The organism is Acinetobacter sp. WCHAc060033, assembly GCF_004209125.1.
Lineage (GTDB): Bacteria > Pseudomonadota > Gammaproteobacteria > Pseudomonadales > Moraxellaceae > Acinetobacter > Acinetobacter wuhouensis.
In genome coordinates, this window is record NZ_SGSW01000020.1 from 34385 (window position 1) to 49405 (window position 15021).

At 38.5% G+C, this 15021-nt stretch carries 15 protein-coding genes and 1 pseudogene; 6 read left to right on the plus strand and 10 right to left on the minus strand.

Features of this window, described 5'->3' with window-relative positions:
• Positions 1-38 precede the first annotated feature (38 nt).
• Positions 39-1559, minus strand: a complete 1521-nt coding sequence (gene ppx, locus EXE10_RS10700; RefSeq protein ID WP_130113351.1) for an exopolyphosphatase — start codon at positions 1557-1559, stop codon at positions 39-41.
• 293 nt (positions 1560-1852) lie between these two features.
• Here ppx and trxA point away from each other — a divergent pair, with 293 nt between their 5' ends.
• The 3 genes from trxA to EXE10_RS10715 all read left to right on the plus strand — a co-directional run bounded on the left by trxA (position 1853) and on the right by EXE10_RS10715 (position 4435).
• Entirely contained in the window at positions 1853-2179 is a 327-nt protein-coding gene (gene trxA / locus EXE10_RS10705) for a thioredoxin (RefSeq protein ID WP_130113352.1), read from the plus strand.
• 347 nt (positions 2180-2526) lie between these two features.
• Positions 2527-3795 carry a transcription termination factor Rho gene (gene rho, locus EXE10_RS10710; protein ID WP_068972889.1) on the plus strand — a complete coding sequence of 423 codons (1269 nt, stop codon included), beginning with the start codon at positions 2527-2529 and terminating at the stop codon, positions 3793-3795.
• A gap of 382 nt (positions 3796-4177) precedes the next feature.
• Positions 4178-4435 (plus strand): hypothetical protein, encoded by a 258-nt coding sequence (locus EXE10_RS10715; protein WP_130113353.1) that lies wholly within the window; start codon positions 4178-4180, stop codon positions 4433-4435.
• A gap of 186 nt (positions 4436-4621) precedes the next feature.
• Here EXE10_RS10715 and EXE10_RS10720 read toward each other — a convergent pair whose 3' ends face one another.
• From EXE10_RS10720 to pheS, 5 genes and pseudogenes are all read right to left on the minus strand, one after another.
• Positions 4622-4963 carry a transposase gene (locus EXE10_RS10720; RefSeq protein WP_130113354.1) on the minus strand — a complete coding sequence of 114 codons (342 nt, stop codon included), beginning with the start codon at positions 4961-4963 and terminating at the stop codon, positions 4622-4624.
• A gap of 149 nt (positions 4964-5112) precedes the next feature.
• A pseudogene (locus EXE10_RS10725) lies at positions 5113-5460 on the minus strand (IS630 transposase-related protein).
• Between the two features lie 276 nt (positions 5461-5736).
• Positions 5737-6033, minus strand: coding sequence for an integration host factor subunit alpha (locus EXE10_RS10730; protein WP_004723042.1), 297 nt, complete (start codon positions 6031-6033; stop codon positions 5737-5739).
• The gene (gene pheT, locus EXE10_RS10735) at positions 6030-8411 is read right to left on the minus strand and encodes a phenylalanine--tRNA ligase subunit beta (protein ID WP_130113355.1); all 2382 of its coding nucleotides are present in this window, start codon (positions 8409-8411) and stop codon (positions 6030-6032) included. Before pheT ends, EXE10_RS10730 begins: the two co-directional genes overlap by 4 nt.
• 131 nt (positions 8412-8542) lie before the next feature.
• Positions 8543-9523: a phenylalanine--tRNA ligase subunit alpha gene (gene pheS, locus EXE10_RS10740; protein WP_130113356.1), complete on the minus strand. Its 981-nt coding sequence runs from the start codon at positions 9521-9523 to the stop codon at positions 8543-8545.
• 217 nt (positions 9524-9740) lie between these two features.
• On the opposite strand from pheS, the gene EXE10_RS10745 reads away from it, so the two are divergent.
• Positions 9741-10772, plus strand: a complete 1032-nt coding sequence (locus EXE10_RS10745) for a hypothetical protein (protein ID WP_130113357.1) — start codon at positions 9741-9743, stop codon at positions 10770-10772.
• A 109-nt stretch (positions 10773-10881) separates the two neighbouring features.
• Here the strand turns inward: EXE10_RS10745 and EXE10_RS10750 are convergent, their stop codons facing one another.
• Both EXE10_RS10750 and EXE10_RS10755 read right to left on the minus strand, forming a co-directional pair.
• Positions 10882-11088: a hypothetical protein gene (locus tag EXE10_RS10750; protein ID WP_068972882.1), complete on the minus strand. Its 207-nt coding sequence runs from the start codon at positions 11086-11088 to the stop codon at positions 10882-10884.
• Between the two features lie 110 nt (positions 11089-11198).
• Entirely contained in the window at positions 11199-11579 is a 381-nt protein-coding gene (locus EXE10_RS10755; protein WP_130113358.1) for a hypothetical protein, read from the minus strand.
• Between the two features lie 53 nt (positions 11580-11632).
• On the opposite strand from EXE10_RS10755, the gene EXE10_RS10760 reads away from it, so the two are divergent.
• Positions 11633-12796 (plus strand): hypothetical protein, encoded by a 1164-nt coding sequence (locus tag EXE10_RS10760; protein ID WP_130113359.1) that lies wholly within the window; start codon positions 11633-11635, stop codon positions 12794-12796.
• 81 nt (positions 12797-12877) lie between these two features.
• On the opposite strand, the gene rplT is transcribed toward EXE10_RS10760, so the two are convergent.
• Complete coding sequence (gene rplT / locus EXE10_RS10765) at positions 12878-13237, minus strand: 50S ribosomal protein L20 (RefSeq protein WP_004723060.1); 360 nt, start codon at positions 13235-13237, stop codon at positions 12878-12880.
• An 11-nt stretch (positions 13238-13248) separates the two neighbouring features.
• A complete protein-coding gene (rpmI, locus tag EXE10_RS10770; RefSeq protein WP_002054552.1) occupies positions 13249-13443 on the minus strand; it encodes a 50S ribosomal protein L35 in 195 nt (64 codons plus the stop codon).
• Positions 13444-13667: 224 nt separating this feature from the next.
• Between rpmI and EXE10_RS10775 the strand changes: the two genes are divergently transcribed.
• Positions 13668-14927: an MFS transporter gene (locus tag EXE10_RS10775; RefSeq protein ID WP_130113360.1), complete on the plus strand. Its 1260-nt coding sequence runs from the start codon at positions 13668-13670 to the stop codon at positions 14925-14927.
• The last annotated feature ends 94 nt before the right edge of the window (positions 14928-15021 follow it).

A 15021-nucleotide genomic window follows, 5' to 3' on the forward strand; every position in this document is an offset into this window, starting at 1 on the left:
GCATGACTGATCTCACACAATCATCACCCGACCTGAAGTTAATCGATAAACTGTTCCGACTGAATATTCAATGCAATGTCCCAATGCTTAAATTGCACTTGCTCATCATGCAAATCTGCAACCAGCAGTGGCCATTGTTTGGCATCACCAGAAACGCTGAGATGCCATTGTTGCTCATTATCCACCGTCAATTCAATGGCAGGAAGCATCTCATCGCTACGGCTGTGATTCAGTAAAACGGCAAGACGAAGCAATAAGCATAAGTAGACAAGCTTGTGACTACCGACCTTGAGCACATCTAATTTGGCATCTGGACGTAATTTACGACGATGATGAGCGACCAAATGTGACAAATGGTTTTGATCGATTTGCGAAAAACCAGGAATGTCAGAATGCTGTAATAAATAAGCACTATGTTTATGATAACCACTATGACTAATGGCTAAACCGATTTCATGTAAATACGCAGCGCGACGCAATAAATCACTATCATCACTGTTTAAATTCAGTGCAACAGCCACGCCATCAAATAAATGCTGTGCGGTTTCTACTACACGTTCTGCTTGTTTTTGGTCTGCGCCATAGCGTCCCATCATGGCTTGTACGCTACGATCACGGACATCTTCATGTTGAAAACGCCCTAGAAGATCGTACATCACCCCTTCACGCAATGCGCCATCGGAATAAACCAATTTATCAATATTTAGTACTTCGAATACAGCATAAAGAATCGCAACACCTGCTGGTAAAACAGCTCGACGATCTTCTTTTAAACCTTCAAACTCCATATCTGAAATGTGTTTGAATTTCAGCATTTTTTCTTTTAATTTTTCTAAGCCTTCACGGGTCAAGTTTTCTTGTTCATTACTCCACCCCATATTGACTGCGATTTGGCGACAAGCCTTGATTGTTCCACTTGAACCAACCACCGTATCCCAACCAGCAGCTTTATAAGTATTGGCAATTGAGGTCAATTCTTTTCGTGCAGCCACTACAGCTTTATCAAAAGCTTTACTATTAATATCGCCTTCTGGGAAATAGGCTTTGGTAAATGCAACGCAACCCATTTGCAAAGATTCGGTATGGATCGGTTCAAACTCTTCACCAATAATCAGCTCAGTCGATCCACCACCAATATCAATCACCAAACGACGACCACTATTGACCATAGTATGCGAAACACCTAAGTAAATTAGACGCGCTTCTTCACGGCCTGCAATAATTTCAATTGGCTTTGGTAAAATTTCGGCAGCTTTTTGAATAAATTCGTGACCATTTTTAGCTTGACGCAAAGCATTGGTCGCCACAATACGCAAACGCGTTGGTTGTACAGAACTCAAACGCCCGACAAAACGTGCTAAACACGCCAAACCACGTTGTTGTGCAGCTTCAGTTAAATTCTTATTTTCATCCAATCCAGCAGCAAGCTGAACTTTTTCTGACATAGAAGCAACTTTCTTAACTTCACCATGATCCACACGTGCGATTGCCAAGTGGAAACTGTTTGACCCCATATCAATGGCAGCAAGTAATTCTTCATCAATCAAAAAATCAGACATTATTTATACAAACTCATACTGAATTGTTGCCTAGATTAATTCACATGCACGCAATTTAAAAGCCATTTATTTAGACAATTTGACGAGTCATTATTTTTTCAGCATATATGACAATTGTGTTACAAAAACCACCCTTTTTTCAAAGTTCCGATTGTAAATATCGTGAGCATCAATTGGACAATTTAATCAATTCGCCTGAAAATTTACGCATTCCCCTACATTGTTAAAGATGACTGTGTAATACTTATATCCATAGATAGATTCATCTTTAAAATATTTTTGGAGCAAAATCCATGTCTGGCAATATCGTAAATACAACTGATGCAAACTTTGACGCTGATGTTCTTCAATCTGACATTCCTGTAATTGTTGATTTCTGGGCAGGTTGGTGTGCACCATGTAAAGCCATTGCACCTGTATTAGAAGTACTTTCTAATGAATACGAAGGCAAAGTTAAAATCGTTAAAGTTGATGTAACAGCTTGCGAACAAACTGCTGTAAACTACAACATCCGTAATATCCCAGCATTATTAATGTTCAAGAATGGTCAAGTTGTTGCGCAACAAATCGGTGCAGTGCCAAAGTCTAAATTGACTTCATTCATTGATGAAAATATCTAATTTTAGATTTTTACAGTACTGATCTGCAAAATTTAAAATATTCAAAAATACGCTAGAAAAACTAGCGTATTTTTTTGACTATAATTTGACAAATACATTGATCTCACTTATATTTCATGCACAAGGAACATTAGGATTATCTTTTTCCTGTTTCTTAAAAGACAACACATAAGATCGCCGCTCGGCAACAGAAATTGTTTAACACATTTCTCCTCGAAAGAACTACATAGCTTCTGAGTCTGTTTTTGCTCAAATGCATTTTCAGCTCAACGATTGCACTGCGGACGACTTTTGCTTCTTTTCTCTTTTATCTGTGTTCCACACATCCTTATTCAATCTGACCATCTATGAATTTAACTGAACTCAAGAAAAAACCGATCGGCGAACTCATTAAAATTGCTGAGTTTATGGGCCTTGAAGGAATGGCGCGTAACCGTAAGCAAGACATCATTTTTGCCATCTTGAAACGCCATGCAATGAATGGCGAAGAAATTTTTGGTGATGGTGTTCTAGAGATTTTGTCGGATGGCTTCGGCTTCCTCCGCTCAGCAGCGGGTTCTTACCTTGCTGGTCCGGATGACATTTATGTAAGCCCATCACAAATTCGTCGTTTTAACCTACGTACAGGTGATACGATTACAGGTACGATTCGCCCACCGAAAGAAGGTGAACGTTACTTTGCATTATTAAAAGTAAACCAAATTAACTACGATACACCTGAAAACTCACGTAATAAGATCTTATTTGAAAACTTAACCCCACTTTTCCCAACTGAACAGTTGGTTATGGAATTGGGTAATGGTTCTTCTGAAGATTTAACTGCACGTGTAGTCGATTTAATTGCGCCAATTGGTAAAGGTCAACGTTCAATCATTGTTGCACCACCAAAAGCTGGTAAAACCATGTTGTTACAAAACATCGCGCAATCGATTGTTCGTAACAACCCAGAATGCTTCCTCATCGTACTTCTTATTGACGAACGTCCTGAAGAAGTAACCGAAATGGAACGTACAGTTCGAGGTGAAGTTGTTGCTTCTACATTTGACGAATCGCCTGCACGTCACGTACAAGTGGCTGAAATGGTGATTGAAAAAGCCAAACGCCTCGTTGAGCACAAGAAAGATGTTGTGATTCTACTCGACTCAATCACGCGTTTAGCACGTGCTTACAACACGGTTGTTCCATCATCAGGTAAAGTGTTAACTGGTGGTGTAGATGCACATGCCCTAGAACGCCCTAAACGCTTCTTTGGTGCTGCACGTAATATCGAAGAAGGTGGCTCATTGACCATTATTTCTACTGCATTGATCGAAACAGGCAGTAAAATGGATGAAGTGATCTACGAAGAATTCAAAGGTACAGGTAACCAAGAGATTACACTTGATCGCCGTATTGCTGAAAAACGCGTCTTCCCTTCAATGAACATCAAAAAATCAGGTACGCGTCGTGAAGAACGTCTCATGAGCGAAGAAAACCTACGTAAAGTCTGGATTTTACGTAAATTACTTCACCCTATGGATGAACTTGCAGCAATGGAATTCTTGCTAGATCGCATGAAAGAAACCAAAACCAATGATGATTTCTTTGATCAAATGAAGCGTAAAGCTGCAAACTAATTTAAAGAAAATGATAAAAAGGCTATCTATAACGATAGCCTTTTTATTTGGTTGACATTATTTACATAAATATACAATTGCAGCGTTTTGATTTAACACAAAGTTGCAAATGTTTGAAAATTAAAATTAATAAATAGTTTTCCCCATGTTTTTTAAGTATTTACCCTTTAATAAACCAATCTAAAACTCAAAATCAATTGTAAATATCTGTTAAAAAACCATCATTTTTGCATCATTTTTGACAGTTTTTTTAATTTAGACAGTAGCAATTCAAAATGCGCAGTGATAGCATATTCGCATACCAGTTAGACTGCTCATGCAAAAAGCAATAAACAGGCTAACTTGGGTTTTTTGTCTCAATTTAATTTATGAGAGTGATGCCATGTTATTCAAAAAAATCGCTATTGCTGCTGCAGTTGCTACTACTTTAGCTTTCGTTGGTTGTGCTAAAAAAACTGAAGAAGCTGCTGCTGACGCAACTGCTGCTGCTTCTCAAGCTGTAGAAGCTGCTTCTGAAGCTACTGCTGCTGTTGACGCTGCTGCTGCTTCTGCTACTGACGCTGCTGCAGTTGCTACTGACGCTGCTTCTGAAGCTACTGCTGCTGCTGACGCTTCTGCTCCAGCTTCTGCTGCTCAATAATAATCACTTAGATTATTATCAGAAAAAAGAGAACCTTAGGTTCTCTTTTTTTATGTCTATAAAAAATATCTCTATACTCTAGTTTACTCACACAGCAATAAACTTCTTGGCTAATTCATAAAGCACTCAAACTATATATTTAAAATGTATCCAAAAGTGTACTTCTATTAACTATAGTGAAACCGTCTAATTTTTCATACAAATATCAAAAAATAATTTGAAAAGAAGATCTATTGAGTCAACCAGCCATTCTCTCCGTTTCTTCTTCACCCAAGCCCACATTTTTTCAATGGGATTGAGATCAGGACTATAGGGCGGTAGCCAAAGTATTTGATGCCCATGTCGTGCTAATAATTCTTGTATATCCTGACGTTTATGAAATGCTGCGTTATCCATAACAATTACACTGTTCTTTGGTAATTCAGGTATTAGAAACTTATCTACCCAAAAGTGAAATACATCAGAATTTACTTTGCAATCAAATAAACCCACTGCGAATAACTTATTTTGATAAATCGCGCCGATCACATTCGTTTGATTTTTTAACTGCTAGTTGTATGTCCCATAACAGGGTGTCCCTTGTCTGGAATAACCATGAGACCTATGTTCATGTGATTTAAAGCTACTTTCATCAAGATATATAATGGGATGTTGGCACTTTAATTGATCTAAATCTTTTAGGTATTGTTCTCTGATTTCGATTTTTGCTTTCGGGTGGCATAAGGTCTTTTTTTAACAGTGATTTTTAACCGTTTGAGGGCATCTCCAATCGTGGATTTACCACAGCCAAAACGTGCAGCTCGTTCATATTAAAAATCATCTGGGTATTCCTCAACATCTGCACGTAATGCATCATCATCAACTTTAGATGGGGTTCTTGGACGGGTTCTTTTTATTTCAATCCGTTTCTTCCATTCGACAATTGTATTTTTATCAATTTCGAATTGTTGAGCAACGGCTCGAATAGAATGTCCTTCTTCAAGCTTGGCTAATATTTTCTTTCTAAAATGTTCTGGATAACTCATTTAATCATTGTATTGCTTTTTTAACGGATTGACTATATATATGGCTCAGAAATGAAGAGCACAATTCCACAAGAGAATGAAGTTTCTCCCGCTTGCAAAACACTGATTCTCTCTCCGCAAGGAAAGAGAACATTCATTATTGATCTCTATCTATTCAAAACCAACTTTTGCAAATAGTCTGATCTTCAAAACGATTATATTCACCTTTGCCCCGCACATACAAAAAAGCCCCAAGTAAATACTCAGGGCTTTTATTTATACATAACGAATCGAAAATTAATCTTCTTGTTCTGTACCTACACGTTGTCTAAATTTCTGACCTGCACGGAACGTTACCACTCGACGTGCTGAAATCGGAATTTCTTCCCCAGTTTTTGGATTTCGACCTGGACGTTGACGTTTGTCACGTAGTTCAAAATTACCAAAACCTGAAAGTTTAACTTGTTCACCTGCAATTAATGCTTGGCTAATTTCGTCAAAGAACAATTCAACCATTTGTTTCGCTTCACGACGATTTAAACTCGTAAGCTCACTTAAATGATCAGCCATTTCTGCTTTTGTTAATGCTGTCATGAGGCCCTCAATGTCGCTTGGTAAGTGCTTTCTAACACTTGAATAATATGATCCATACCGGATTTAATTTCAGCATCTTCAAGTGTACGAGTTGGATGTTGCCATAACAATGCAAATGCCAATGAGCGCTTACCTTGTTCAACCCCTTGCCCAGTGTACACATCGAATAACCAACTTGAGTCGAGTAACTCTCCACCAGTCTTTTCGATAAGTTGCTGAATTTCACTGACATTAATCTTATCACTAATTACAAGAGCAATATCACGTCTAACCGATGGAAATCGTGATAATTCTGTAAAATTAGATACATAAGTTTGCAAAACAGCCGATTGATCGAGCTCAGCAACCCAAGTTGTGCCCAAATCGAGTGCATTTTCTAAAGATGGGTGCAAACGACCTAAATAACCAATCGATTGACCACTCACCAAAATTTCAGCGGATTGCCCTGGATGTAACCATTCACGTTCAGAACGTACATACTCAACTTGGACACGACCTGCCGCCAAAACCTCTTCAACCTCACCTTTTAAGTCAAAGAAATCCATCGCTTGGGGCTTAGCATGCCAAGATTCTGCTTGCTTAGAACCCACAGCAATGATTGCCAAAGTAGGGATCTGTTTAAGATCATCAATATTTTGTGCATTCTGATAATCAAAACGTAAACCAAGCTCAAAGAAACGTACACGGCTTTGTTGACGATTAATATTGTACTGAACACAAGGTATCAGGCTTGAAAGCAAGGTTGAACGCATTACTGCTAAATCGCTTGAGATTGGATTTGCCAATGCCAAAGGATTCACTTGTGAATTCAATTGTTTTTCAAGTTTTAAATCTGCAAAGCTGAAGCTAATCGCTTCTTGGTAGCCCAAAGCCACCAAAGTTTGGCGTAATTGTGGTAATTCAAACTGGTCTTGATGTTTTGCTAATCTCACATCAATGACTGGCAAGCTCATTTGAATATTGTCATAGCCATGAATACGCGCAACTTCTTCAATCAAATCCTGATAAATTGCCATATCGTAACGATGTGATGGCGGAACAACAGTCCATTCACCTTGTGCTTTAACGGTTACATTACAACCTAAACGTTGTAAAGCATCGGTAATAAAATCTGATTCAACTTTATAACCCAACAATTGATCAACTTGCGCTTGATTCAATTCAATCGCTTCACGTGTTGGTAATAACGTTGCTTGTTCAGCCACAGTGATCGGACCAAATTCACCACCTGCAAGTTCAGCAATTAATTGTGATGCACGGTGCATGGCAATCATTGGCAGTTCAAAATCCACACCACGTTCATAACGTTGCGATGCATCCGTATGTAAACCAAAACTACGCGCACGACCTGCAATCGCAAGTGGCGCGAAGAATGCTGATTCCAAGAAAATCTCAGTGGTTTCATCAGTCACAGAAGAAGATAAACCACCCATAATACCTGCAATTGCCAATGCTTTTGCATCATCAGCAATCACCATGACATTTTCAGACAATTCAACTTCTTGTTCATTCAGCAAAACAAGTTTTTCAGCAGCAGTCGCTTGGCGTACATGGACTGAACCTTGTACCTTACCACCATCGAAAGCATGTAAAGGCTGACCCAATTCCATCAATACATAGTTGGTAATATCTACTAAAATACTGTGCTGACGAATACCTGAACGTGCTAAAGCTTGTTCCATCCATGCAGGAGTCGGTGCTTTGGTATCGACGTTTTTGATGACACGACCTAAGTAACGTGGGCAACCTTCAGTGGTAATCACAACTTGTTTTTGATCTGCAATTGTTGCTGCAACTTCTTGAATTTCAGGTGCAGTCACAGGAAGCTGGTTAATCACACCAATTTCACGCGCAATACCGCGGATACTGAAACAGTCACCACGGTTTGGCGTGATACTGATATCAATCACATGATCATCAAGATTGAGATATTCACGAATATTCACACCAACAGGCGCATCATCTGGAAGTTCTAAAAGACCATCAATTTTATCTTCAAGATCAATTTCAGAAGCACCGCACAGCATTCCTTGTGACTCAACGCCACGAAGTTTGCCCTTTTTGATTTTAAAATCACCAGGTAATACTGCACCAATCGTTGCAACAGGTGCTTTCATCCCTGCACGGACATTTGGCGCACCACAAACGATTTGCAATGGTTCACCCGAACCAATATTGACTGTGGTTACACGTAAACGATCTGCATCAAGATGTTGCTCTACAGTAAGAACCTCACCAACCACTACACCTGTAAATGGTTTTGCTGCTGGTGTTAAATCATCAACTTCTAAACCAAGCATAGTCAGCTGGTCAGATAAAGCTTCGCTATCAATTGCAGGATTTACCCACGTGCGTAGCCAATTTTCGCTAATTTTCATTTCGTAAAAACCTATAATTTCTAAATTTCTAATCCCCTCTCACTCCACTTTTAAAAGCAAAGTACCCGTCATCTCATCACAATGGACAACCCCTCTCCTTTCAGGAGAGGTCAGGGAGAGGTATAAACTTGTTAAGCAAATTGGCGTAAGAAACGCACATCATTTTGGTAGAACATACGCAAGTCATTGATGCCATAACGCAACATCGCGAAACGTTCTACACCTAAACCAAAGGCAAAACCTTTATATTTTTCAGGGTCAATGCCTGCAGCTTGGAGTACATTTGGATGCACCATGCCGCAACCCAAAACTTCCAACCACTTGCCTCGCTCATCCATGATATCCACTTCCGCACTTGGCTCTGTAAATGGGAAATAAGATGGACGGAAACGTACTTTCAAATCTTTTTCAAAGAATTCATTGAGGAGATTGACCAACAAGCCTTTTAATTCAGCAAAGCTGGTATTTTCAGCGACGTATAAACCTTCGATTTGATGGAACATTGGTGAATGGGTTTGGTCAGAATCGCAACGATATACACGACCTGGACACACGATACGAATCGGTGGCTGATTCTTTTCCATGGTACGTACCTGCACACCAGAAGTATGCGTACGTAGCAAATGATTGGCATCAAAATAGAAAGTGTCATGCATTGCACGTGCAGGATGGTGTCCTGGAATATTCAATGCTTCAAAGTTGTGATAGTCATCTTCAACTTCTGGACCTGTCGCAACGGTAAAGCCTGCTTTGGTAAAGAATTGGCAAATACGTTCTTGAACTTGAGTCACAGGATGGATACTACCAATAGTTTGCCCTCGCCTAGGCAACGTAATATCAATCGTTTCGCTTGCAAGTTTTTGTTCTAGTGCAGCTTTTTGTAATTCAGTTTGACGTTCAGTGAGTGCTGTCGTAATTGCTTCACGTACGGCATGAATTTGCGCACCAAAAACTTTACGCTCTTCCGCATCCATTTTACCTAATGATTTCGACTGTTCCGCAAGCTGGCTTTTTTTCCCTGTAAATTGCACTCGAGCTTGATCGAGTGTAGCAAGGTCTTGAGCTGCTGCAATCGCAGCGAGCGCTTCAGTGGTCAGGGCTTCCAGTGACATAGTAACTCTCAAAGCAACAATTTAGAAAAATAATATAACTGCATATTCTAACAGTTTTTATGCAGTTGAATGAAGTTTCCGCATGATGAAAAATACGATTAGACAGCACTTATTCCAAATAAATTGTGAATTTCCCTGTGTGAATACTGTTGCAATGCTAGAACTTTGATTTATAAAAAGTATAAAATGGGTTCAATGTCACTGAGATTTATAACAAATGGCACTCGATCAAATCTGGAAACGACAACTTACCCTTGTGACTTATGGTAATGAATATTTAACCCAAGAGATCGGCTTCTCTCGCTGGGTTAATCATGCCATTTTTAATCAGCATGCCTTTGGCTTTCGTGATTTGATGACGCAACATTTGTTAGCACAACATTTTCAAATTTGGCTGGAAGGTTTAAAAAAACAAGGCGTCTATCGTCTGAGTTTACATAGCTCAAGCTTGCTGAATGATGAACAGAATCCAAATGCCAATGTTGAGCTTTTAGCCATTCCACATTTTATTGTTAGTCACGATAAGCAAAAGAAAACGGCTTGGATCTTCGGTAAAGAACTGGCTGAATGGTACAGTGCAGACAATGACTACGAAGCACCATTAGCTCAACGTCCTAACATTCGTACAGAAGTTTTTTGGCGATTTGATCTTAACGCTAAATTGGTGAAACGCATCGAACAGGATTTGGTACAACCCAATTGGGATGATATTCAAATTTATACAGATAATGAATTATTTGATAGCAAATATGCACAAGGCTTTGTTGAACCCATCAATAAAGATTTGCCTTACTATGGCTTAGAAAATAATGATCAAGTTGAAAATGATGCGAGTGTAAAACTTTCATTACTTCCGACTGATTACCAATCTGATTATGGACATGAAACTTTCTATCGTTTTGACGCTTTAGAAAGCTTTATTTCTACAAAACTACAGCATCCTTATGATGAAAATGAACAAATTTTCAGTCCAGAAGAACAGATGAATTTGCGTCATTTTTTACAAAAAGTTGAAGATTTAAAAGCCAAGTTTATTGTCAAAATTGCAAACCACTATAAAACAGCACGATTAACACCTAAAGTCGTTGAATCGCCTTTTGACAATAGCAATTTCAATACAAAGACGGAGCAACGTCAGAGTTTTAACAGCAAACCAAGTGGTGAGCATAAACCAGGGAAAACCAGTGTTTTTGCTTTAATTGTGATTACGATTTTGATCTGCTTAGCCGCGTATTATTTTGGTTTATAAAATCAATTTAATACCTTGAAGAAAGCAACATTAAAGTTGCTTTTTTTGTATGTTCATTTAGCTGATTACAATCGTCGTTGCTCTAGTTAATTAGGTAAAGTTGCTCAACTTACTCTGGTGAAATAATAGGGCGAATAGTGAGAATCACTTTATGATCATTGGCATGTTGGTTGATATAATGTTGTAAACCAGTCACTTCACCCTTCACTTCTGCATCTGCTCCATACATTACTTTAATGGTTTCTCCGATTCTCGGCAGGAGTTGTAACTCAACTTCAATTGCACCTTGTGGAACGCCTTCAATTTCTACACGCATTATTCTTTTCCTATCCTTTTATTTGGGGATAGTCTTAATGTATGCGAGCGCAATTCAATTCGACAATCTTTTCATGTTGATATTGTGTAATTTAGCTTCAAAGCCTTTATTTATTCATCGTCATAATTTAAATCATCAGCATCAACATTGATAAAATCTGGCTGTGGTGTAACTTCAAATTTGACTGCTTGAATGGTCAATTGTCCTTGTAGTTTAGCTTTAGCAACACGATGCATTCCATCCATTACGCGCCCTTCTGCACAGACAATAATCGGATATTTTAAATCAGCATCTTGAACCAATTGAATATGGTCAATAATTTGTTGCGTCGTTGGATATATGTCAGGAAACCAATAACTTTCATTCAATTCTCGAATTTCAGTCAATAGAATTTCAATTGTTGGAACGTTTTGGCTTAACTCAACCAAGCGATATACATCCCAAATACAAGTATCGTCACCCACTTGGCGGAAATGGTATTGTTTTCTCATATTTTTTCACACATGCTATATGACGATCAGAAAATATAATAACAGGAAAATACATGCATTTTGAAAGAGCTTATCGCCAAGTGGCTTTGGTCAGTTATGGAAATGAATTTTTAACTGGCGCAGTGGATTCAGAAATTTTAGATCGCCATCCTCTACTCTTTACTCATTTTCCTATTTTGCGTGATCTTGAAAAAGGTACTTTACTGGCAGGTTCTGCTTCACATTTACTCAATCATCTCAAAGTACAGGGGCTTTATAAAATTAGTTTACACTTTGCATCTGATGTATTACAGCCACGTACTGATTCTCAAATCTTTGATTTTAATGTAGGTGAATACAATTTTTGCATTGTCTGTCATTTCCCAAATCAAATATTTAAAGTGCTCATTCATGTTGATGAGAAACCACTATGGCAAGAATATGATACGAATCAATTTCCATTACAATCTAACTATAATAATTATCATGATAGCGTAGAAAACTATGTATTGATGAATGTATCACCTGATTTTTCAGACAAAATATTAGCGGATTTACAGCCTCTTTCATGGCAATCTTTTTATGCTGAATATCAAAAAGAAGTCTACGATTTTGAAATCTCAAAACGCTATGGTTCTTTTCCCGTTCCACTGACAGAAAGTAATTGCTATGAAGGTAATCTCTATCAAAAAGAGGAACAATTTCCCCTATTACCGTATAGTTTAAAACGAAATTATGTGAGTAATTTAATTATCAATGCAGTTGCACTACGTTATCGCTTTAATAATGAATCTCATGCTAAAAATGAATATGCAGATTATTGGCGTATGACAGATAATGAAAAAATTGAATTTTCTCAAGCCTCAAATATTGTAGAGAAATTTCTTCCTATTATCTTAAAACATTCAGCTAACCATTATCAAAATGCAACCCTCGATGCACAAACACAATCAAACACCCCTTTTGTTTCCATCTCAAAAACCATAGAAAATTCACGCGATACGTCAACATCAAATTTAGAAAATATTGAACCTGAAAATTCTGAATCAAATGAAGTATCTTCTGGTTTTAAATGGTTTGGGCTGATTAAGTTTTTATGGTTTATGTTGTGGTGTTACTGCGCCTTATGGACATTGGCATATTTTACGGTACGCTGGGGAAATATTTTTGTACTTGGAATCGCATTTCTATATGCACTGTACAAAATACTACCTAAATCAAATGAACAATCTGAATAGCTATTTTTAACTCATTAAAATTATTTTTCTTAAAATAAAAAAGACCGCTAAAAGCGGTCTTTTTTAAATCATCAATGATGATTAAGCAGCCAATGCACCTTTAGCTTTTTCAGCTAAAGCAGCAAATGCAACTGAATCATGCATAGCGATGTCAGCAAGTACGCGACGGTCGATGATCACTTGAGCTTTTTTCAAGCCATCGATCATGCGGCTGTACGACAAACCATTTTGACGAGCACCAGCATTGATACGTGCAATCCACAAAGCGCGGAATTGACGTTTCTTTTGACGACGGTCACGGTAAGCGTATTGACCTGCTTTGATTACCGCTTGGAACGCTACACGATAAACACGTGAACGCGCACCATAGTAACCTTTAGCACGAGCAAGAATTTTTTTATGACGGCGATGAGCCTGTACACCACGTTTTACACGAGCCATTTATAATCTCCTTAGATGTATGGGCACATACGACGAACTGAATTCATGTCACTTACGTGAACCATGACACAACCGCGCAATTGACGAATACGTTTAGCAGATTTTTTGGTCAAAATGTGGCGTTTGAACGCTTGTTTACGCTTGAAACCGTTAGCAGTCGCTTTGAAACGCTTAGCTGCACCACGGCGAGTTTTTAACTTAGCCATAACAACCTCTTTAAACACCTGTTCGGAACGTTCGCACCATTGCGAAGACGACCTGCAGGTAAGGGAGGCAATATTCTAAATCATCTCTGTATAAAACAAAAGCAAAACTACGGACTATTTCCTATTTTCTTAATGTAATTTCCGATGTTAATTTCACGCATGATGACAATTAAAAAGGCTTATAAATCTTTATAATCGTCACATCATGATAAAACTGGACAGTTATGAACCCTGCACAGGATGCTTTTGCTGCACTCCGCTATCGAGATTTCTCAATTGTCACCATCAATCAATTTTGCTTAACACTGGCAATTTTAATCCAAGAAATTATCGTGGCTTATTCACTTTATCAAATTACCAAAGATCCTTTGACCCTCGGTCTAATTGGTTTGGCTGAAGCCATTCCATTTATCGCTCTGTCACTTTGGGGTGGATATTTCGCAGATAAGTTTAATAAACAAACGATTATGAAAATTTGTTTATTTTTCTCAGTTCCATTACCACTCGTACTGTGGTGGTTATTCCATAGTTTTGATCACGCTCAAATCAGTATTCAGACCTTGTCATGGGGAATCTATGCGGTGATTTTTGGTTTAGGAACGATTCGAGGTTTTTATAATCCATCAGCAACCTCTCTCAAACCATTCTTAATTCCCCGTGAGTTATATGCCAATGGTGCAACTTGGACTACGATTGGATGGCAAAGTGGCGTCATTATTGGCCCAATGCTCGGCGGTTTCATGTTGGCATGGTTAGGACGTGAAAACAGTCTTTTATCTGTAGCCGTACTTCTATTTGTCTGTTTTTGTCTTATTGCGCGCTTAAAGAAAAGAACCTTTCCAAAAATGGAACAGAGTAATTTAAAAGACAGCTTAAGCGAAGGTTTCCGCTTCATTTGGAAAACCAAAATCGTCCTTTGGGCGATCTCTTTAGATTTAGTTTCCGTGCTATTTGGTGGTGTGATTGCCCTACTGCCGATCTTTGCTGAAGATATTTTAAAAGTGGGTCCCGAAGGTTTAGGCTACTTACGTGCAGCGCCATCCATTGGTGCGCTTATCACGATGATCGCATTAACCAAGTTTCCGCCTACCCATCATGCATGGCGCAATATGCTTTTAGCTGTTGCAGGCTTTGGGATTTTTACCATCATCTTTGCATTCTCGAACAGTATGTGGCTTTCATTGATTGCTTTGGCAATGACTGGGGCATGCGACAGTATTTCAGTTGTGGTTCGTCAAACTATTTTACAAGTTTACCCACCTGAAAATATGCGTGGTCGTGTTGCGGCGGTCAACGGCATGTTTGTTTCCAGCAGTAATGAACTTGGTGCGTTTGAATCGGGGTTGGCTGCAAAATATCTAGGGACGATTACCGCAACAGTTTTCGGGGGCTGTATGACCATGGCTGTCGTTGCGATCAGTTGGATTAAAACCAAGGATTTATTCAAAGTTGACATTACCAAAGGACAAGAACAATCGAAATAAAGTTAAAAACTGAGAAAAATGTGCCTTCGGGTACATTTTCTATTGCGAGATTTGGTATTTCGATAAATACTTTGCACAATTAAATTATTTACAT

What these genes read in the sequence shown, in the direction of transcription:
- EXE10_RS10750 (WP_068972882.1), bottom strand. Translation starts at nt 11,088, where the DNA reads ATGCGTGTAGAAATTGAAGGCGTTCCACAAGGTGCAATTGAAGTTGAG.
- rho (WP_068972889.1), top strand. Translation starts at nt 2,527, where the DNA reads ATGAATTTAACTGAACTCAAGAAAAAACCGATCGGCGAACTCATTAAA.
- pheT (WP_130113355.1), bottom strand. Translation starts at nt 8,411, where the DNA reads ATGAAAATTAGCGAAAATTGGCTACGCACGTGGGTAAATCCTGCAATT.
- rplT (WP_004723060.1), bottom strand. Translation starts at nt 13,237, where the DNA reads ATGGCTCGTGTAAAACGTGGTGTACAGGCTCATCGCCGTCATAAAAAA.
- EXE10_RS10745 (WP_130113357.1), top strand. Translation starts at nt 9,741, where the DNA reads ATGGCACTCGATCAAATCTGGAAACGACAACTTACCCTTGTGACTTAT.
- EXE10_RS10775 (WP_130113360.1), top strand. Translation starts at nt 13,668, where the DNA reads ATGAACCCTGCACAGGATGCTTTTGCTGCACTCCGCTATCGAGATTTC.
- EXE10_RS10730 (WP_004723042.1), bottom strand. Translation starts at nt 6,033, where the DNA reads ATGACAGCATTAACAAAAGCAGAAATGGCTGATCATTTAAGTGAGCTT.
- rpmI (WP_002054552.1), bottom strand. Translation starts at nt 13,443, where the DNA reads ATGGCTAAGTTAAAAACTCGCCGTGGTGCAGCTAAGCGTTTCAAAGCG.
- EXE10_RS10715 (WP_130113353.1), top strand. Translation starts at nt 4,178, where the DNA reads ATGTTATTCAAAAAAATCGCTATTGCTGCTGCAGTTGCTACTACTTTA.
- EXE10_RS10755 (WP_130113358.1), bottom strand. Translation starts at nt 11,579, where the DNA reads ATGAGAAAACAATACCATTTCCGCCAAGTGGGTGACGATACTTGTATT.
- pheS (WP_130113356.1), bottom strand. Translation starts at nt 9,523, where the DNA reads ATGTCACTGGAAGCCCTGACCACTGAAGCGCTCGCTGCGATTGCAGCA.
- EXE10_RS10760 (WP_130113359.1), top strand. Translation starts at nt 11,633, where the DNA reads ATGCATTTTGAAAGAGCTTATCGCCAAGTGGCTTTGGTCAGTTATGGA.
- ppx (WP_130113351.1), bottom strand. Translation starts at nt 1,559, where the DNA reads ATGTCTGATTTTTTGATTGATGAAGAATTACTTGCTGCCATTGATATG.
- trxA (WP_130113352.1), top strand. Translation starts at nt 1,853, where the DNA reads ATGTCTGGCAATATCGTAAATACAACTGATGCAAACTTTGACGCTGAT.